The sequence below is a fragment of the Intestinimonas sp. MSJ-38 genome (genome assembly GCF_018917925.1).
Classification (GTDB): domain Bacteria; phylum Bacillota; class Clostridia; order Oscillospirales; family Butyricicoccaceae; genus Pseudobutyricicoccus.
Window position 1 is genome coordinate 1 of the sequence record NZ_JAHLPO010000006.1, and the last position, 17,809, is coordinate 17,809.

The following is a 17,809-nucleotide window of genomic DNA, read 5'->3' on the forward strand; positions in this document are numbered from 1 at the left end:
GTATGCACGCCTTTGGCGCACACTTGCCCCTTGAGAAGTGCAAAAAGCCACGCACAGGTCGCGGCTTTTTGCGGATTGATAGGGGTAGGGCGGACGACCCTTTTCGTTATATAGGTTTTTCGACAGTCTGAGGACAGCACCTTCTGGCGCTGCCCTTGCAGAAATCAGTATGGTGTCAGGCGGCAAACCGCTATCGGGAAAAGATCAGGAAGGCCCGGCCTTCTTTCACCTGGATGGTCACTTCCCCCGAAGGAGCTTCATTGCTCACAGTGAGAGAGTCATCCCGCTGGACCATAGCATCCTGAAGAGGATACTTAGCTCCCTCAATGGTAACTCCCCGCAACTGCTCATCGATGGGCAAAATGGAAAAATACCGGTAACAGGCTGGCACCTGCACCGGGCCGCTTTCCAGAAGCTGCACCAGGTTATCCCGGTCTGCAATCAGCCCATGTACCCCTTTTTTCTCCAGGGCCTCCAGCAGATGAAGGTTACAGAGCAAATGATCCAGTCGCCCGCCGGTGGCGCCGGTGATGAGCACATGGCTGCATCCCCGCCGTACCGCTTCCTCCAGGCAGCTCTGGGTGTCAGTGAAATCCTTTTCCATAGGAAGACGCATCACATCTTTTGCCCCGTCTCCCCCGCCGGAATCCATATCACCGATGAGGATATCACAGGGGATACCCAGTTTTTCCGCCTTTTGCAGTCCCCCATCGGCGCAAAGCACCAGGGGAGACGACAAAGCGTCATAGGCCGATCGGATATAGCCGATCTCCTCTTCGGGAGATGCGGCAATGACAAAGGCCCAGTTCATTTGTTTTCCCACTCTTTCCATTGGGCCATCTCCTCATAGAGCTTCCGGTAGCTTTCCAGCCGGGAGGGAGCAATGGCCCCCTCCCTGGCCCCTTGGTCCACGGCACAATCCGGCTCTTTGCAATGGGCGCAGCCGGAAAAACGGCACTGGCCCAGAAAGGGTTCAAACTCGGGGAAATACTGTTCCAGTTCCTCCTTGGGAATGTGCTCCATCCGGGAGATATCAAAGGAGGAAAAGCCGGGGGTGTCGGCCAGATACCCTTCGGCCACGAAGAACAGCTCCACCCGGCGGGTGGTGTGCCGTCCCCGGCTGATGCGGCTGATGGAGCCGGTCTCCATCAGCACTCCCTCTTCCAGGCGATTGAGCAGGCTGGATTTGCCGATACCCGAGTTTCCGGTGAAGGCCGACACCTTCCCCCACAGCATCTGCCGCAACTCCTCCACTCCTTCGCCGGTCTCGGCGCTGGTGGAGAGCACGGGAAACCCGGCTTTTTCGTAAATCAGGCGAAAATCCTGGCTCGGGTTCACATCCTGCTTGTTCAGCACCAGAATGGGCTGAATCCCCTGGCGCAGAGCGATGACGCTCACCTTATCGATGAGATAGGAATCTGTCACCGGACTGGCCTGGCTGGCCACGATGAACAGCTGGTCGATGTTGGCGATGGGCGGACGCTGGAGGAAGTTTTTCCGGGGCAGGATCTGAGTGATCAGCCCTTCTTCCCCCCGCTCTTCCACCATCACCCGGTCGCCCACCGCCGGTTTTTCCCGGCGGTTGAGGCGAAGCCGGCCTCCGGCCTTGCACTCGATCTGCCGTCGGCCAGTGTGGACATAGTAAAAGCCGCCGATCCCCTTGAGGATCACCCCTTCCACTTGATTGCTCATTGGAAGGTCACCGTTTCCCGGGAAATGGTCTGGCCATTTTCCATAATGTGTACCTCGTGATCCCCTTCCAGCGCCTTGAGACGCACGCTCACTGTACCTTCGGAGGGATCGTGTTCCTTTTCATAGGCCACTTCGCCGTCCACTTCCACCACCACGCGGATGGGGGCTGTGGGATTGTCTTCACTGGGCACCAGCGTGATCACCTGGGTGATGGTCACTTCCTTCTGCTGGGGCCCTTTGCTCACTTCGAAATTCAGCGGTGTGTTTTCATCCACCATGTCGCCCGGATCGGGGGACTGGCCCACGATGGTTCCCGCCGGCTGGCTGCTCTCCACTTCGGTGGTGGAACCCATGGTCAGACCGTACTTCTTCACCTCGCTGCGGGTCACATCGTTGATGTTCCACTGGAGGAAATTAGGCGTCTTTTTCTGAGGGATCTCCGGCCCCATGCTCACATACAGGGTCACCACATCCCCGTCGCTCAGTTCTTCTCCCTTTTTGGGTACCGTGCGGATGACGGTATCTTCGGCGTCATCGTCGGAGTACTCCTCCTGGGTCTGCACAGTGATGGTGATGCCCGCTTTGGTGGCGGCATTCTTGATGTCCAGTTCGGCCTGGCGGGAAGTCTGTCCCACCACATCCACCATTTCCATGGCCGGTGCGCCCTTGCACACCTCTACATAGATCACTTTGTCCTCGCTCAGGGCTTCCCCGGCTTTGGGGTCCTGGCTGAGGATTTCCCCTTCTTTAGCGTCTTTGTCATAAATGCGGGTCTTTTCTTTGATGATGATTCCCTGCTCTGTGATCTCCGGATCGGCAATCACATCCTGATAGACTTTGCCCACCAGGCTGGGAGCTTTCAAAGTGGTTTCGTTCTCGGTCTTTTTATCGCTGCCAAAGGGGTTGATGACGGCAAAGATAAAGAATCCTGCGCCGATGGCAAAAATAGCAATGGCCAGAATGGTGAAGATCAGAGAGCTGGAGATCCGTCGTTTGCCCCGCTCTTCCTCTTCTTCCTCCTCGTCATCCTCTTCCACCGGGGCCGCTGCCGTTTTCAGACGCTGGGCATTCTTGCGCTGGGCCGCAGCCTGGAGCTCCGAAGAATACTGAATCACCTGGGTCTCTTCCGGGTCCCGGGATCGGGCAGCACTCACTGGGTGAACCGCGGCCACATCGATCTTGTAATGGGGATCATCCCGGAAATTCTCCATATCCCGGATCATATCCGTGGCGCTGCGGTAGCGGTCGGCCGGCTGAGGCGCCATGGCCTTCATCACAATGTCTTCCAGCGTCTTGGGAATGTCGGGCACATGATCTCTAGGCGGCAGGGGCACCGAATTGATGTGCTGCAAGGCCACCGCCAAAGGGGTATCTCCTTCAAAGGGAAGACGCCCGGTGAGCATTTCATACATGACAACGCCCAGGGAGTAAATATCCGAGCGGTTGTCGATATGGCCGCCCCGTGCCTGCTCGGGAGACACATAATAAACCGAACCAATGGCCTCCCGCATATTGTAAGTATTGTTGCTGGCGGCCTGGCGGGCGATGCCGAAATCGGCCACCTTCACCGTGCCGTCCCGCAGCACCATGATATTCTGGGGCTTGATATCCCTATGAATGATGCCCCGGCCATGGGCGTGCTCCAGCGCCTTTGCGATCTGGAGGGCAAAGAAAACCGTTTCCTTCCACCCCAGAGGGCTTTTCCGCTCCATGTAATCCTTCAGGGTGATGCCGTCGATCAGCTCCATGACGATGTACTCCACATCCCCTGTGCGGGATACATCGTACACCGACACAATGTTGGGATGGGACAGCATAGCTACCGCCTGGGATTCATCCCGGAAGCGCCGGCGGAACTCTTCGTCCTGGGCCAGCTCCTCCTTGAGGATCTTCACCGCCACAAACCGGTTGAGTCTGTGGCACTTTGCCTTGTATACAACGGCCATGCCGCCGCGCCCGATAACCTCCAGAATCTCATAGCGGTTATCGAGCATTTTGCCGATATATTTATCCACCGTACACTCCTCCTAGAATGATGCCAGCAAAACAGTGATATTGTCCCGTCCGCCCCGATCCTTGGCGATGTCGATCAGGGTGTCGCAGGCCTTTTCCGGCTCCTGGGACTGGAACACTTCATAATAGATCTCCGGTTCGCTGACCTCATTGGTCAAGCCGTCGGAACAAAGCAGCACAAACTGGCCTTCCCCCGGTGTCAGGGGGAACACATCACAGCTCACCGACTGCTCCACACCCAAAGCCCGGGTGATCACATTTTTGTTGGGATGGTGCCGGGCCTCGCCGGGAGACAGCTCTCCCCGCCGCACCATCTCAGCCACAAGAGAATGGTCGCTAGTCACCTGACGCAGGCCGTCCCCATCGATGAGATAGGCCCGGCTGTCGCCGATATTGCCCACCACCGCCTGTTTGCCGTCGGTGAGCAAGCACACCAGCGTGGTGCCCATTCCCGTAAGGTGGGCATCCTGCCGGGCGCTTTCATACACCGCCCGGTTAGCCGCCTGGGCCGCCCCGGTGACCACATCGGAAAGCGGAGGCTGTTCCCCCTCTTCCTTCTGGAGAAGGCGGCGTGCTTCTTCTTCAAAGGCGCTGCAGGCAATGGTGCTGGCCACTTTTCCTCCCTGAACGCCGCCCATGCCGTCACACACCAGCAAAAGCTCTGCTCCCCGGGGCAAAGAGGCCATCAGGTAAGTATCCTGATTTTCGCTGCGCACCATTCCCGTATCGGAATTTCCCCAAAATTTCATTTGTTTTGATTCCTCTTTTCCGCCATGGCCTTGCGCCGGAGCTGGCCGCAGGATGCGTCAATATCCCCGCCCAGACTGCGGCGCACCGTCACATTGAAACCTTTCTTCTGCAAGATCTCCTGAAAACGCCGGATGGTCTCCCGGCTGGAGGGGGCCAGAGGGCTTCCCTCCACATGATTGAGGGGGATCAGGTTGATGTGGCACATCAGCCCCCGCAAAAGAGCGGCCAACTCTCTGGCGCATCCGTCGCTGTCATTGACCCCAGCGATCATGGCATATTCAAAGGAGATACGCCGCCCGGTGGCGGCGAAGTAATCCCGGCAGGCCCGGATCAGTTCCTCCACTGGGTATTTGTTGTTCACCGGCATGATGGTGCTGCGGATCTTGTTGTTGGGCGCATGAAGGGAGATGGACAGCGTCAGCTGGAAATCCAGCTGAGAGAGCTCCCGGATCCGAGGCACCAGCCCACAGGTGGAAAGGGAAATGTGGCGCATTCCGATATTGAGCCCCTCCGGACAGCTGACCAGGCGGAGAAACTGCACCACATTGTCGTAGTTGTCCAGCGGCTCCCCGGTGCCCATGAGCACGATGTTGGAAATTTTCAGTCCGCTGTCCTTTTGGGCAAACAGCACCTGATCCAGTATCTCCGCCGGAGTCAGATCCCGGGTCTCCCCTTTTTCAAAGGAGGCGCAGAAGGCGCAGCCCATATGACAGCCGGCCTGGGTGGAAAGGCAGACGCTGTTGCCATGCTGGTAACGCATGACCACCGTTTCCACGCAGTTGCCGTCTGCAAGGCCGAATAAGTATTTCACCGTGCCGTCCCGGGCGGAAACCTGCTTCCGAACGATCTCCGGCTTTGTGATAAAAGCCTTCTCCTTCAGCTTTTCCCGCAGAGACTTGGACAGGTCGCTCATTTCGTCAAAGGAAGTGACCCCCTGGGTCAGCCAGCGAAAGACCTGCTTGCCCCGGTAAGAAGGTTCTCCCAGGGAAACCATGTACTCCTGCACCTGCCCGGGCAGCATGGATTTGATGCAAACTTTCTCCATATCAGGACTCCTGATTCCGGCGCAGACAGGCGATGAAGAACCCGTCGGTGCCATCTTTGTGGGGATAGAAGGTGCGGTATCCCTCTTCCGCTCCCATGTCCCCGGGCAGTACCAGAGGACAAAGGGAAAACTCCTTGTTCTGCTTCAAAAAGGCCTCCACCACCTGCTGGTTTTCCTCCGGCAGAATGGTGCAGGTGGAATAGACCAGCTTTCCGCCAGGGCGGCAATAAGAAGCGGCGGCCTCCAGGATCTTCCCCTGAATCTGGGGCAGATCCAAAAGTTCTTCCTCTTTTTTGAAGCGGATATCGGCCTTTTTCCGCAAAATGCCCAGACCCGAGCAGGGCACATCGCAGATCACTTTATCCACCTGGGCCAGAAGATCGGAAGCAGCTGCAGTGGAATCCCAGGAGCGCACGGAAAGCTGAGACAGCCCCATGCGTTTTCCGGTCTCCTCCAACTGGCGGCATTTAAAGGGGTGAAGATCCATGGCAATGAGCCTTCCCTGCCCCTGCTGCATCTGCCCGGCGATGAGGGTTTTACCGCCGGGGGCGGCGCACACATCCACCACATTCTCCCCCGGTCGGATCTCCAGCGCCCAGGGCGGAAGCTGACTGGCAGCGTCCTGGATGTAAAACAGCCCCTCTGCAAAACAGCGGGTGCTCGTCAGGTCGCCCCCTGTTTCAAAAACGATGCAGTCGGGCAGCCAGGGATGAAGCCGGGCCGTGATCCCTTCCTCCGCCAACCGAGCGATCAGCTCTTCTCCCGTCAGACGAAGCCGGTTGACCCGGGCGGTCACAGGCGGCGGCATATTGTCGGCCTCCAGAAGCTCGCGGGTCTCCTCTTCTCCCAAAAGAACAGCCATCCGCCGGACAAACCACAAAGGATGGGAGTAATAGACCGCCATGCGGGACGGGGCATCCTCCCCGGTCACTTCCGGCAAGTTTTCCCGCTGGGAAGCCACCTTCCGCAAAATGGCGTTGGCAAAGCCGCCCGCCCGTGCTCCCCCGGCCTTCTTGGCCAGGTTCACCGACTCGTTCACCGCGGCGCTGACGGGGATCTTCTGGAGGAACACCAGCTGATAAACTCCCAGCCGCAGGCAGTCCAGCACCTGGGGCATGATCTTGCGCAATTTCACCGAGGAATAGCAGCCGATATAAAAATCAATACGCTGCAAATTCTGAATGGTGCCATATAACAGCTGCACCGAAAGGCCCTTGTCCTTTGGAGAAAGGCCCAGAGCGGGCAGCTCTTTTTTCACGAACTGATCGGGCCAGGTCCCCCGCAGCCGCCAGGCTTTCAGCCCTTCCAAAGCGGCAGAGCGGGCCGAAGCGGCCATCAGTCGTCCCGGCGGCCGCCAAAGACCAGCAGCAGCCGAAGCAGTTGAGCCAGAGAGACGGCCAGCGCTGCCACATAGGTGAGAGCAGCGGCCCGCAGGGTCTTTTTGGCCCCGGGCAGCTCCTCCGGAGACAAAAGTCCCTCACTGCCCAGTGCAGCGATGGCCCGGCGGGAAGCGTCAAACTCCACCGGCAGAGTCACTGCCTGGAACACGGTGGACAGACCGAAAAAGGCGATGCCCAGATAAACCAGATTCAGGCTGGAAAGCAGCAGGCCGATGATGATCAAAGGCAAAGCCAAAAAAGAGCCGATCTGGGTCACCGGGATAATGGCCGAACGCACCTTGATGGGGAAATAATCCTGAGCGTGCTGCACGGCGTGGCCCGCTTCGTGGGCCGCAACGCCCACGGCCGCCACACTGGGGCTGTCATACACCGAATCGGACAGGCGAATCACCTTAGCCCGAGGATCGAAGTGGTCGGTGAGGTTGCCAGAAATGCGCTCGATGCGCACATCGTAAACGCCTCCGGCCCGCAAAACGGCTTCTGCCGCCTGGGCGCCGGTAAGGCCCCGCATGGTGCGCACTTTGGAAAACTTTGCAAATGTTCCGCTCACCTGCGCCTGGGCCCACAAAGCAAACAAAATGGCAGGCATGACCAGGACCAGATAGTAATAATCAAAAAACATGAAGATCGTCCTTTCTGCTATTCGAAACGGTCGTCCTTATTATACGGATGCCCTCTGAAATAGTCAACACAGGCCATTCTCTTTCCCCCGGGGGCCTGAAGCTGGTCGATGACCACCTGTCCATCGGGACAGGCCACCGTCAGTCCTTCCGGCGAGCAATCCAGGATGGCTCCCGGCTCACCACCAGACCCCTCTTTCACATGAATTCCGAACAATTTGATAGTCTTCCCCTGGAAAGTGGTGAAAATTCCCGGCCAGGGTGTCAGGCCCCGGGCCATCCGGTCGATTGTCACAGCACTTTCGGTAAAATGGATCTGCCCGTCCTGCTTTTTGATCAGCGGTGCATAAAACCGGCATTCTTTGGGCTGAGGCTCCGGAGTGATCTCCCCTTTTTTCAGCTTTTCCATAAAGAGACACAAAGTCTCTTTGCCCAGCACAGCCAGTTTGTCATGGAGGCTGTCTGCCGTCTCCCGGGGCTCGATGGGAATCTCTTGCATAAGCAAAATATCCCCGGTATCCAGTCCCCGATCCATCTGCATGATGGTCACGCCGGTTTTGGTCTCTCCCCGCAAAATCACCTGCTGAATGGGACTGGCCCCCCGGTAATCAGGGAGCAGAGAAGCGTGAACATTGACACAGCCGTACCGGGGCAGCTCCAGCACCCGCTTGGGCAAAATCTGCCCATAGGCCGTCACCACCACCAGATCGGGCTCCAGGTCTTTCAGCTGCTGGAATGCTTCCTCCGTTTTGAAGCTCCGGGGCTGAAACACCGAAAGATCATGCTCCAGTGCCGCCTTTTTCACCGGCGGCGGCGCCATTTTCATGCCCCGGCCTTGGGGTTTGTCCTGCTGGGTAAAGACCCCCACCACAGTTTCCCCCATTTCCAGCAGCCCTTCCAAGGGGGCCACGGCAAATTCCGGTGTTCCCATATAAACAATACGCATCATTCAAAATCCTCAGGGTTCAGATATTTTGTCACCAAGCGGGTGTACAGCAGACCATCCAGATGGTCGATCTCGTGGCAGGCGGCCCGGGCCAGGAAGTCCTCCAGATGAATCTCCTGATCCTTGCCGTTTCTGTCCTGGAAGCGGACGGTGACCCGCTGAGGCCGCTCCACCATGCCATAGCGGCCGGGAACGCTGAGGCAGCCCTCGGGGCCATCCTGGCTTCCCTCTTCCCAGGTGATCACCGGGTTGATCAGCTCGATATATCCTCCCTGACCATCCATGATCAAAGCGGCCCGGCGGAGAATACCCACCTGAGGTGCGGCCAGACCGGCTCCCTCGGCTTTTTCCAGGGTGTCCCGCATATCATCCAGCAGCATATGGAGACGGTCATTGAAATCGGTGACAGGACGGCACACCTTCGTCAGGCAGCTGTCCCCCTCAGTGACAATGGTACGAATTGCCATTTTCAAAACTCCTTCGTGATTAAAATGGATGTTTTAGATTTATAAGGAATAGGGATCGATGTCGGCCACCAGGGTAATTCCCCGATTGGCCGAGTCCCCATAAAAGGCTCGGAGAATATCCATCACCAGGCGTCGGGTCACGGCGTCATCCTTTCCCCGGAAGGACACCTGATAACGGTACTTTCGGTTGAGCACCTGAATGGCCGGTGGTGCAGGCCCCAGCACCGGGGCACGCAAGGCAGCATAAGGCCCCCAAAAGCACCCTTCCAGTGTGGCGGCCAGGCGCTGGGCCGAGCGAAGGGTCCGCTCCTGGTTCTCCCCGCTGAGAAGGAAGGAGATCACATGAGCAAAGGGCGGCGCCAGCAGCGCCTGACGCACATTGATCTCATAATCATAAAAACTGTCATAATCCTGGGCCGCCGCCGCTAAAATCACCGGATTTTTCGGCGTATAGGTCTGGATCACCGCCCGGCCTTCCCGCTCCCGCCTTCCCGCCCGGCCAATGACCTGGGTGAGCAGGGAAAAGGTGCGTTCTCCCGCCCGGTAGTCTCCGCTGTACAAAGACAGATCGGCGTCCAGCACTCCTACCAGGGTCACATTGTCAAAATCCAGCCCTTTGGCGATCATCTGAGTTCCCAGCAGCACATGGGCTTCCCCCCGGCCGAAGGCGTCCAGCAATTTTTCGTGGGAAGTGCGCTGCACCGTGGTGTCGGCGTCCATGCGAATGATCTGGATGCCGGGAAATTTGCTTTCCAGCTCCTGCTGCACCTTCTGGGTGCCGAAGCCCACCAGCCGCAGATGCTCTTCCCCGCACTGGGGGCATTTTTCCGGCATGGGCTGGGAATAGCCGCAGTGATGGCACATAAGCCGGCCGTTTTTGGAATGATAGGTCAGGGCCACCGAGCAGTTCTCGCACTGGGGGATATAGCCGCAGCTGACGCAAGTGACCAGGCGGCTATTGCCCCGGCGGTTGAGGAAAAAGACGCTTTGCTCTCCTTTCTGGAGATTGTGCTCCAGTTCCTGCTGTAAAGCCCTTCCGATGATGTCCGGCTCCCCTTCCCGCAGCTGCTGCCGCAGATCGTCCACGATCACCCGGGGCAAGGGAATGTTCCGGTACCGGTGGTCCAGGCGGAAAAAACGGTATTTCCCCTCTTCCGCCAGAAACCGGCTTTCCATGGCCGGGGTGGCGCTGCCCAGCAGAAGCAGGGCTTTGTGGTGAACACACCGGTATTTGGCCACTTCCCGGGCATGGTACCGGGGCGTCACATCGGATTTATAGGTCCATTCCTGTTCTTCGTCCAGAATAATCAGGCCGATGTGATCCAGAGGGGCGAACACGGCGCTGCGAGTGCCCAGAACCACCCGGGCCTTGCCGGTTTTCACCCGTTTGTATTCGTCATAGCGTTGTCCCGGAGTCAAGCCGCTGTGGAACACCGCCACATCCTCTTTGAAATAGGCACAGAACCGGCGAAGCAACTGGGGTGTCAGGGAGATTTCCGGCACCAGCACCATGGCGGTGCGCCCCTGCTCCAGCGCCCACTGGATCAGCTTGATATACACCTGGGTCTTGCCGCTGCCGGTGACTCCCTGGAGCAACGCGGCCCCGGGCTGCTGCAAACCCATGGCCTGGATGCCTTCGCAGACCTTTTGCTGCTCCGGCTCCAAAAGCAATGGCGGTGCTTCCTCTCCTTGGGAGACCGTCACCCGGCGGAAAGTCTCTTCCATCTGACAGGACAAAAGGCCATTTTGTTCCATGCGCCGCAAAGCGCTCTGGGGAATGCCGGTGAGATAGCACACCTCTTTTTCCGGTATGCCCTGGAAGCCTGCGATGCACTCCAGGGCCTCCACCCGTTTTTCATAGCCCTTGCCCCGGCGCAGTGCAGCCACCGCCTGGGAAAGAGGCATGGCCAGACGCAAAATACGAATGGTCTGATCCCGGGGGCCGCCGTCAAAGCGCACCGTCTTTTCCATGGTATGATCCTGCAAAAGGGCTTTGCACACCCTTTTCAGCGCCGCGGCCGACAGGCTTTTTTTCAAAACCTCTTCCGCCACGGCCTCTCCCTTGTCTCCCAGGGTCTGGCAGACAGCCTGGGCGTCCCAGTCATTTTCCCACCGGGCGCAGGCCTCTTCCACCGTCAGCCCGGGAGCCAGCCGGTAATAGGTCCGGCGGGACCAGACGCCTGGAGGCATCATCAGATTGGCCGCTTCGAAAAAAGTGCAGAAATACCGGCGGCGCAAGGTTCCCGCCAGGGACAGCCCCTCCTCATCCAGGGCCGCTTCCGGGCCGAAGATGTGGGCCAGGGCCTTAATTCCCCGGGGCTTTTCTTCCCTTTGCTCTGTTTCCAGAATAAAGCCGTCGGTCAGCTGATTGCCCCGGCCAAAGGGAGCGGTGACCCGCCTTCCCCTTTGGGCTTCTTCCTCCAGAGAGGGCGGCACCAGATAATCATAGGCTTTGTCGATGGAGATGACCGCCCCGGCCACCGCCACCTTTGCAATCAGATACATACCATCCCTCACCGGCAAAAGGGGCCGTCCCGGCGCAGGGAGACAGGCGGAAACATTCCCCGCCTTTTCCCGGCCGCGCCAAGACAACCCCTCATCTGCAAATCCTTACTCTTCCTCGTTTTCCGTTTCCATATCCAGCCCCAGATCCTGTTCTTCCGGCTCCGACTGCTCCAGAGCAGACAGCATGGCTTTGGTCTCGTCGGTTCCGGCCCCGGTCTCCTCCACAGGATGGAGCACCGGACGGATCCGATGATCGATGATATCATAAAGGGCCAGCTTCACCGGCTTGTCCTCCAGGGGCTCCTCCGCCATCTCAGCGGCGTCGGCAATATCCCGGGCCCGCTTTGCGGCAATGTTCACCAGCAAATACCGGTTGGAAATCGTCTTGAGCAGATCGCTCATGGTAGGTTCCAGCATCATAACTCATTCACCTCAGCAAATTGATTCGGCGATCCACGGTGCACCGGGCCGCTTTGATGATAGAGCGCAGCTCTTCCACTGCCTGCTCCACTTCCCCGTTACACACGATATAATCATAGTGGTTCGCCATGGAATATTCTTCCTTGGCCTTTTCCAGCCGTTTTGCGATGACTTCATCGCTTTCACTGCCCCGGGAGCGCAGCCGCAGCTCCAGGTCGGCAAAAGTGGGAGGGATGATAAAGACCAGTTTGGCCTCGGGCCGCTTGCTTTTCACCGTCAGCGCGCCCTGGACCTCGATCTCCAGTATCACATCCACACCCTTTTCCAGACATTCGTCCACCGGGCCTGCGGGGGTGCCATAGAAATTGCCCACATACTCGGCATATTCCAGAAACTCACCCCGGTCCACCATATTGAGAAAATCATTCCGATTCAGGAAATAATAGTTGACCCCGTCCTCTTCCCCTTCCCGGGGGACGCGGGTTGTGGCCGAAACGGAATATTGCAGCTGCTCCATGGTGGGCAGAAGCCGTCCCAGCACGGTGCCCTTTCCGGCACCGGAAGGGCCGGTGACGATAAACAGATTGCCTTTACTCATCTTCCTCTTCCCCTTCATCCTCGTCATAGTCCAGATTGCCCAAGCGGTTAGCCACGGTCTCCGGCTGCAAGGGCGACAAAATCACATGCTCGGAGTCGGTGATAAGCACCGCCCGGGTGCGCCGGCCGTAGGTGGCGTCGATGAGCATATTCTTCTCTTTGGCATTTTGGATGACCCGCTTGATGGGCGCCGATTCCGGGCTGACGATGGCCACCAGACGGCTGGCGGAGACCATGTTTCCAAAGCCGATGTTGATCAGTTTCATAGCTGCTCACTCCAGGTTCTGGATCTGTTCCCGGATCTTTTCGATCTCTGCTTTGATCTCGATGACGATCTGGGCCAGCTCGTAGTCGTTGGCCTTGGATCCGATGGTATTGGCCTCCCGGTTCAGTTCCTGCACCAGGAAATCCAGCTTCCGGCCCACCGGAGCATCTCCCTGCACCATCTTTTGGAGCTGGGAAAGATGGCTGCGCAGACGCACCACTTCCTCGGTCACCGACACTTTGTCGGCAAAAAGGGCCGCTTCTGCCAGGATGCGCTGCTCGGCAATGTCACTGTCGCCCAGGATCTCGGTCATCCGCTGGGCGATCTTCTGGCGGTACTCCTCCACCGATTGCGGGGAACGCTGTTCCACCTGATCCACCATTTTGCCGATCTCCTGGCCACGGCGGGCAATGTCCTCACAAAGGCGCTCGCCCTCGGTGCGCCGCATGGCGTTGTACTCTTCCAAAGCCCGCTCCAGAACTTCCAGCACCTGGGTTTTCACTTCTTCGGCGTCCGGCTCTTCCCGGGCCACGGTGAGAAGATCGGGCATATGGGCCAATTCCATCACCGAGATATCGTCTTTCAGGGAGTAGGTGTCCCGCACCTGCTCCAAAGCCCGCAGATATTCCCCGGCCAGAGCCAGGTTGGGCGATACCTTCGCATCCCCGCCTTCCTTGGCGGTGATGGACAGATAAATATCCACTTTACCCCGGGCCACGGCAGCACTCACCGCCGTTTTGATGGGTTCTTCCAGGAAAGAATAGATGCGGGGCACCTTCACATTCAGGTCCAGATACCGGTGGTTCACCGATTTGATCTCCACCTGGACTTCCCGCCGTTCGTTCTCTCCTTTTTGCCGGCCGTAGCCGGTCATGCTCTTGATCATTTTCTATTCCCCCTTGTTTCCAAGGTAACTCATTGATTATAGCACATCCTGCCTGTTTTGGCAATCAGCCCCGGCGAAGAGGCCGGATCTCAAACAGCACCCGGCGATTTTTCTTCATCCGCCGAGAATAAAGCATACAAAGGGCGGTCCCGATGGCCAGTCCCGCCAGGGAGCACAAAATCCGCACTCCTTCCCCTCCGGGCACCGGCACAAAATAGCAGGCGATCATCAGAAGCACCGGCATGAGATATACCAGGGCCGCAATGGACAAGATGCTGGCCGTATGGGCTTCGATCACCACTTTTTCCCCCACTTTGGCGCCGCAGCCGTTAGGGGCCTCCACCAGCATGGTCTGCTCCGGATGGGAACAGCCGCCGCATTTCTCACAGTCGGAGGCGCAGGCGGCCCGGCGCTGGATCTCCACCTGAGCCCGGCCGTTCGGCAAAATGCCCACCACTCTTCCTGTCTGTTCCATATTCTCACTCCTCCAAAGGGCGGTATTCTTCCAAAATCCGCTCCGCCGCCCGGATGCCGTCCACGGCGGCGCTCATGATCCCGCCGGCGTAGCCAGCCCCTTCCCCGCAGGGAATGAGCCCTTGGCAACCCGGAGCAAACAGATCCTCTCCCCGCAGAATGCGTACCGGCGAGGATGTTCTGGTCTCCACCCCGGTAAACAGGGTGTCCTCTCCATCAAACCCGGGCACCTGACGGCCAAACCGAGGCATGGCCCCCAGCAGCATCTCCCACACAAAGGGAGGCAGTACCTGCCGCAGATCGGCAAATTCCGTGCCACGGTCATAGGTGGGCTGCACCCGGCCAAACCGGCTGGATACCCGGCCTTCCCGCAAATCCCCGTAGGTCTGCACCGGGGCGGCAAAATCAGCTCCTGCTATCTGGAAGGCTTTTTGCTCCAGCTGCCGCTGGAACCGAACCCCTTCCAAAGGATCGCTTCCGGGAAGGTCCTCCGGCAGCACCGACACCGCCAAAGCGGCGTTGGCATTGCGCCCATCCCGGGCGTGATAACTCATGCCGTTGGTGACAACGCCCCCTTGCTCGCTGGCCGCGGCCACCACCTGACCTCCCGGGCACATACAAAAGGAATAACAGGCCCGTTCTCCCTGCCGCCAGGACAGGTTGTATTCCGCCGGGGGCAGTTCTGCTTTTCCGGCATAGGCCCCATAGCGGCCCCGGTCGATGGTCTCCTGAAGATGCTCTGCACGCACTCCCACGGAAAAGGCTTTCCGCGTCAGGGCAAACCCCTCTTCCGCCAAAGTACGGAACAAAGGCCGGGCGCTGTGGCCCACGGCCAGCACCGCCACCTCACAGGGGATCTCCCCTTTGTCGGTAACAATGGCCTTCAGCCTGTCCCCTTCCCGGCGAAAACCGGTGACAGTGCAGTGAAATTCCACCTGTCCTCCCAGCTGCTGGATGCGCCGGCGGATGGAGGTGACCACTCCTTTGAGAAGATCGGTGCCGATGTGGGGCTTGGCGGCCAGAGCGGTCTCCGGCGGCGCGCCATGGCGCAACAGCTGCTCCAGCACCAGCTCGCACCGAGGGTCATGGATACGGGTGGTGAGCTTTCCGTCGGAATAAGCCCCTGCCCCGCCTTCGCCAAACTGGATATTGATCTTTTCATTCAAAGGGCCGCCGTCCTGGAAATCTTTTATCACCCGATCCCGCTCCGGGAGGGGCGCGCCCTGCTCCAGCACCAAAGGCCGGCAGCCCTGCTCAGCCAGGATCAAAGCGGCAAACAGCCCGGCAGGCCCCAGCCCTACCACCACCGGCGGATGGGCCATCTTCTTTTCTCCCCCGGGAGAAAGCTGCAAAGGCGCCGCTTTTTTCCGGATAGTCCCTTCTCCCTTTTGCTGCAAGACCCGCTCTTCCAAGGGGGTATCCAGCAAAACGGAAAAGACCTTGGTCAATTTTCCATGGCGCAGATCCAGGGATTTTTTATAGATCCGGCTGGCGGTCACCTGGTTTTTGCCCAGGCCGCACTGCCGGCGCGCCTGCTCCAGCGCGGATGCATCCGCCTGCTCAAAGGGCAGGCGGATGCCTGAAACAATCAAACTCATTCTTCTGGTACCACTTCCACTACAGCCGGCGTCACCGTCAGCTCATATTTGCCCAGCACCACCACATCATCGGCGCCGCAGGTAACCACTGCCGTAACTGTGGCCCGTTCGCCTTCGGCCAGCTCACCCAGCTTCGCAGGATCGAAGGTGACTGTCACATCCTGGGTGGTCAGTGCACTCACGGCCTGCTCCACACCCAGCAGCCGCACTTCCAGGGACTGGGTCACAAATTCATACCCCTCCACAGCGGTGAACTGCTCCACCGGGATCTGGAGGGTCTTCTCCTCCAGATGGCTGAAGTCAAAGGTGACCGTGGCTTCCGCCGGAGCATTCTCCGATGTGACGCCATTGGGAAGGATGATGGGCAAAGTCACCTCAGTCTGACCCTGGGCCAGCAAAGCGGCCAGGCCGACACTGCCCAGATTGATGCTGTTGATGGTGGCCAATGTCTCCGGTGTTCCCTTGATCTCCACATTGGCCGGATCAATGGTATAGGTGACGGCGCTGTCCGGCAGACCGGGAATACCGGTCACATCCAGCACCAAGGGCACCACGCCCGCTTTGTGCACCTGGATGGTGACGCTCACCGCCGCTTCTTCCGCCGTGATGCGGCTCATGTCCACCGGCTGGCCCTGGGCGTCCAGCAGAGTGTAGGAAACCTTCATGGTGGAGGTCTGCTTCAAATCGCTGACATCCACAGTAGCATGGGCCGTTTCGATGTTAGCCAGCTGGCTTTCCGGCCCCTGGACCTCCACCGCCGTAGGAGAAACCACATAGTTGTCATCCAGCAGATACCCATCAGGCACCGAGCCGGTAACTTCCAGATCCACCGGAACACTCTTATTGATGATCCGGTCGATGGTCAGGGTAATCAGGCGGGGGTTTTTGTCCGCCACCCGGGCCCCGTCCACATTGGTGCCCACGGTGTACTGAAGCTCATATACACCGGGAGCTGTGATGTTGGACACATCCACTGTGATCAGGAATTTGTCCTGCCGCACATTGAGCAGGGCATCCCATTTGCCGATCACCGTCACATCCACCGTGGTATCGGCGCCATCGATGATCGTCATGCCGTTTTCCCGCAAAGTATCCAGACCCTGGATCTGGATGCCGATGTCCCGATAGGTCTTGGTGGTGTCCTCATCGTTGTTTTCCACCACATAGAGCCAAAGCATCATGGCCACCAGCACCGAAAGCACCCGGGTGAGAATATCGTGTTTTCGAATCCATTCCATCATTTTTTCTTCCCCCTGAGCTTTGCAAACAGGTTGCCCGAAGAGGTCTTTTCCTCATCGGCGGGCATCAGGCCGTTGATGAGCAGCCGCTCCAGGGTCTCCACCGCCAGATGCCGTTTGAGCATGCCGCCCTCGGCCAGGGAGATGGAGCCGGTTTCCTCCGAAACCACCACGCACAAAGCGTCGGAATTTTCGCTCATGCCCACGGCGGCCCGGTGACGGGTCCCCAGCTCTTTGCTGATGTTCAGATTGGCCGAAAGGGGCAGCAGACAGCCCGCCGCCTTGATCCGGCCCTGGCTGATGATGACGGCGCCGTCATGCAGGGGCGCTTTGTTGTAAAAGATGTTTTTCAGAAGTTCCGCATTGACTTCGGCGTCGATGGTAGAGCCTGTTTTGACGATATGGTCCAGGTTATCTCCCCGCTCGAACACCAGCAGCACGCCGGTTTTGGACCAGGCCATGGAAGAGACGGCCTCCATGATGCGCATAATGGCGATCTGCAAAGTCTTTTCATCCCCCATGGCACCGGGCCGGTGCAAAAAGGGCAGCTTGCTCCGCCCGAACTGCTCCAGCATTTTCCGCAGTTCGGGTTGGAAGATGACCACCACCGCAATGGGGCCCATCCGCATCAGCTGATCCAGCAAAAACTGGATGACTTTCAGTTTGAATACGCCGGAGACCAGCGTGGCCAAAAGCAATAAAACAATGCCTTTGACCAGTTTTTCCGCATTGGTGTGACGGATGAGCTTAAGGGCCTTGTAGACCACTACAGAGATCAGCAGGATATCCACCAGGTCCGCCACGGTAAGCAATCGGATAAAATGGGTCAGATTATCGACAAATTCCATGGAAACACCTATTTTCAATGTATAATTTACTTATTATACTATCAA

Annotated in this window: 18 protein-coding genes; all 18 read right to left on the reverse strand. The window is 58.4% G+C overall.

Going from position 1 to position 17,809, the window contains the following annotated elements:
- Window positions 1–190: 190 nt before the first annotated feature.
- Window positions 191–832, reverse strand: coding sequence for a thiamine diphosphokinase (locus KQI26_RS05215; protein ID WP_216503546.1), 642 nt, complete (start codon window positions 830–832; stop codon window positions 191–193).
- Window positions 808–1,692 (reverse strand): ribosome small subunit-dependent GTPase A, encoded by an 885-nt coding sequence (gene rsgA / locus KQI26_RS05220; RefSeq protein ID WP_253292692.1) that lies wholly within the window; start codon window positions 1,690–1,692, stop codon window positions 808–810. Before rsgA ends, KQI26_RS05215 begins: the two co-directional genes overlap by 25 nt.
- Window positions 1,689–3,707 (reverse strand): Stk1 family PASTA domain-containing Ser/Thr kinase, encoded by a 2,019-nt coding sequence (pknB, locus tag KQI26_RS05225; RefSeq protein ID WP_216503548.1) that lies wholly within the window; start codon window positions 3,705–3,707, stop codon window positions 1,689–1,691. Before pknB ends, rsgA begins: the two co-directional genes overlap by 4 nt.
- A 12-nt stretch (window positions 3,708–3,719) precedes the next feature.
- On the reverse strand, window positions 3,720–4,454 hold the full coding sequence (locus KQI26_RS05230) for a Stp1/IreP family PP2C-type Ser/Thr phosphatase (protein ID WP_118746831.1): 735 nt from the start codon (window positions 4,452–4,454) through the stop codon (window positions 3,720–3,722).
- Complete coding sequence (gene rlmN, locus KQI26_RS05235; RefSeq protein WP_118746830.1) at window positions 4,451–5,500, reverse strand: 23S rRNA (adenine(2503)-C(2))-methyltransferase RlmN; 1,050 nt, start codon at window positions 5,498–5,500, stop codon at window positions 4,451–4,453. The genes KQI26_RS05230 and rlmN overlap by 4 nt, the downstream gene beginning before the upstream one ends.
- A gap of 1 nt (window position 5,501) precedes the next feature.
- The gene (rsmB, locus tag KQI26_RS05240; RefSeq protein ID WP_216503550.1) at window positions 5,502–6,836 is read right to left on the reverse strand and encodes a 16S rRNA (cytosine(967)-C(5))-methyltransferase RsmB; all 1,335 of its coding nucleotides are present in this window, start codon (window positions 6,834–6,836) and stop codon (window positions 5,502–5,504) included.
- Window positions 6,836–7,522 (reverse strand): zinc metallopeptidase, encoded by a 687-nt coding sequence (locus KQI26_RS05245; protein ID WP_118746828.1) that lies wholly within the window; start codon window positions 7,520–7,522, stop codon window positions 6,836–6,838. The genes rsmB and KQI26_RS05245 overlap by 1 nt, the downstream gene beginning before the upstream one ends.
- A gap of 17 nt (window positions 7,523–7,539) precedes the next feature.
- Complete coding sequence (gene fmt, locus KQI26_RS05250; protein ID WP_216503551.1) at window positions 7,540–8,466, reverse strand: methionyl-tRNA formyltransferase; 927 nt, start codon at window positions 8,464–8,466, stop codon at window positions 7,540–7,542.
- Entirely contained in the window at window positions 8,466–8,933 is a 468-nt protein-coding gene (gene def, locus KQI26_RS05255; protein WP_118425901.1) for a peptide deformylase, read from the reverse strand. The genes fmt and def overlap by 1 nt, the downstream gene beginning before the upstream one ends.
- Before the next feature lie 39 nt (window positions 8,934–8,972).
- A complete protein-coding gene (gene priA / locus KQI26_RS05260; protein WP_216503553.1) occupies window positions 8,973–11,438 on the reverse strand; it encodes a primosomal protein N' in 2,466 nt (821 codons plus the stop codon).
- A 105-nt stretch (window positions 11,439–11,543) separates the two neighbouring features.
- A complete protein-coding gene (gene rpoZ, locus KQI26_RS05265) occupies window positions 11,544–11,858 on the reverse strand; it encodes a DNA-directed RNA polymerase subunit omega (RefSeq protein ID WP_216503555.1) in 315 nt (104 codons plus the stop codon).
- Between the two features lie 7 nt (window positions 11,859–11,865).
- Window positions 11,866–12,456: a guanylate kinase gene (gene gmk, locus KQI26_RS05270; RefSeq protein ID WP_216503557.1), complete on the reverse strand. Its 591-nt coding sequence runs from the start codon at window positions 12,454–12,456 to the stop codon at window positions 11,866–11,868.
- Window positions 12,449–12,721: an extracellular matrix/biofilm regulator RemA gene (remA, locus tag KQI26_RS05275; RefSeq protein WP_118425893.1), complete on the reverse strand. Its 273-nt coding sequence runs from the start codon at window positions 12,719–12,721 to the stop codon at window positions 12,449–12,451. The genes gmk and remA overlap by 8 nt, the downstream gene beginning before the upstream one ends.
- Window positions 12,722–12,727: 6 nt before the next feature.
- Window positions 12,728–13,606, reverse strand: a complete 879-nt coding sequence (locus KQI26_RS05280; protein ID WP_216503558.1) for a YicC/YloC family endoribonuclease — start codon at window positions 13,604–13,606, stop codon at window positions 12,728–12,730.
- A 64-nt stretch (window positions 13,607–13,670) separates the two neighbouring features.
- Window positions 13,671–14,081 (reverse strand): SoxR reducing system RseC family protein, encoded by a 411-nt coding sequence (locus KQI26_RS05285; RefSeq protein ID WP_118425890.1) that lies wholly within the window; start codon window positions 14,079–14,081, stop codon window positions 13,671–13,673.
- A 4-nt stretch (window positions 14,082–14,085) separates the two neighbouring features.
- Complete coding sequence (locus KQI26_RS05290) at window positions 14,086–15,678, reverse strand: NAD(P)/FAD-dependent oxidoreductase (RefSeq protein WP_216503560.1); 1,593 nt, start codon at window positions 15,676–15,678, stop codon at window positions 14,086–14,088.
- Window positions 15,675–16,919 (reverse strand): YbbR-like domain-containing protein, encoded by a 1,245-nt coding sequence (locus tag KQI26_RS05295; protein ID WP_216503562.1) that lies wholly within the window; start codon window positions 16,917–16,919, stop codon window positions 15,675–15,677. Before KQI26_RS05295 ends, KQI26_RS05290 begins: the two co-directional genes overlap by 4 nt.
- On the reverse strand, window positions 16,916–17,764 hold the full coding sequence (cdaA, locus tag KQI26_RS05300; RefSeq protein ID WP_118425885.1) for a diadenylate cyclase CdaA: 849 nt from the start codon (window positions 17,762–17,764) through the stop codon (window positions 16,916–16,918). The genes KQI26_RS05295 and cdaA overlap by 4 nt, the downstream gene beginning before the upstream one ends.
- Window positions 17,765–17,809 lie beyond the last annotated feature (45 nt).

Coding starts and splice junctions, on each gene's coding strand:
- priA (WP_216503553.1), bottom strand. CDS start 11,438: ATGTATCTGATTGCAAAGGTGGCGGTGGCCGGGGCGGTCATCTCCATC.
- KQI26_RS05295 (WP_216503562.1), bottom strand. CDS start 16,919: ATGATGGAATGGATTCGAAAACACGATATTCTCACCCGGGTGCTTTCG.
- KQI26_RS05245 (WP_118746828.1), bottom strand. CDS start 7,522: ATGTTTTTTGATTATTACTATCTGGTCCTGGTCATGCCTGCCATTTTG.
- gmk (WP_216503557.1), bottom strand. CDS start 12,456: ATGAGTAAAGGCAATCTGTTTATCGTCACCGGCCCTTCCGGTGCCGGA.
- rsgA (WP_253292692.1), bottom strand. CDS start 1,692: ATGAGCAATCAAGTGGAAGGGGTGATCCTCAAGGGGATCGGCGGCTTT.
- KQI26_RS05230 (WP_118746831.1), bottom strand. CDS start 4,454: ATGAAATTTTGGGGAAATTCCGATACGGGAATGGTGCGCAGCGAAAAT.
- KQI26_RS05285 (WP_118425890.1), bottom strand. CDS start 14,081: ATGGAACAGACAGGAAGAGTGGTGGGCATTTTGCCGAACGGCCGGGCT.
- remA (WP_118425893.1), bottom strand. CDS start 12,721: ATGAAACTGATCAACATCGGCTTTGGAAACATGGTCTCCGCCAGCCGT.
- KQI26_RS05215 (WP_216503546.1), bottom strand. CDS start 832: ATGGAAAGAGTGGGAAAACAAATGAACTGGGCCTTTGTCATTGCCGCA.
- fmt (WP_216503551.1), bottom strand. CDS start 8,466: ATGCGTATTGTTTATATGGGAACACCGGAATTTGCCGTGGCCCCCTTG.
- KQI26_RS05290 (WP_216503560.1), bottom strand. CDS start 15,678: ATGAGTTTGATTGTTTCAGGCATCCGCCTGCCCTTTGAGCAGGCGGAT.
- rlmN (WP_118746830.1), bottom strand. CDS start 5,500: ATGGAGAAAGTTTGCATCAAATCCATGCTGCCCGGGCAGGTGCAGGAG.
- cdaA (WP_118425885.1), bottom strand. CDS start 17,764: ATGGAATTTGTCGATAATCTGACCCATTTTATCCGATTGCTTACCGTG.
- KQI26_RS05280 (WP_216503558.1), bottom strand. CDS start 13,606: ATGATCAAGAGCATGACCGGCTACGGCCGGCAAAAAGGAGAGAACGAA.
- def (WP_118425901.1), bottom strand. CDS start 8,933: ATGGCAATTCGTACCATTGTCACTGAGGGGGACAGCTGCCTGACGAAG.
- rsmB (WP_216503550.1), bottom strand. CDS start 6,836: ATGGCCGCTTCGGCCCGCTCTGCCGCTTTGGAAGGGCTGAAAGCCTGG.
- rpoZ (WP_216503555.1), bottom strand. CDS start 11,858: ATGATGCTGGAACCTACCATGAGCGATCTGCTCAAGACGATTTCCAAC.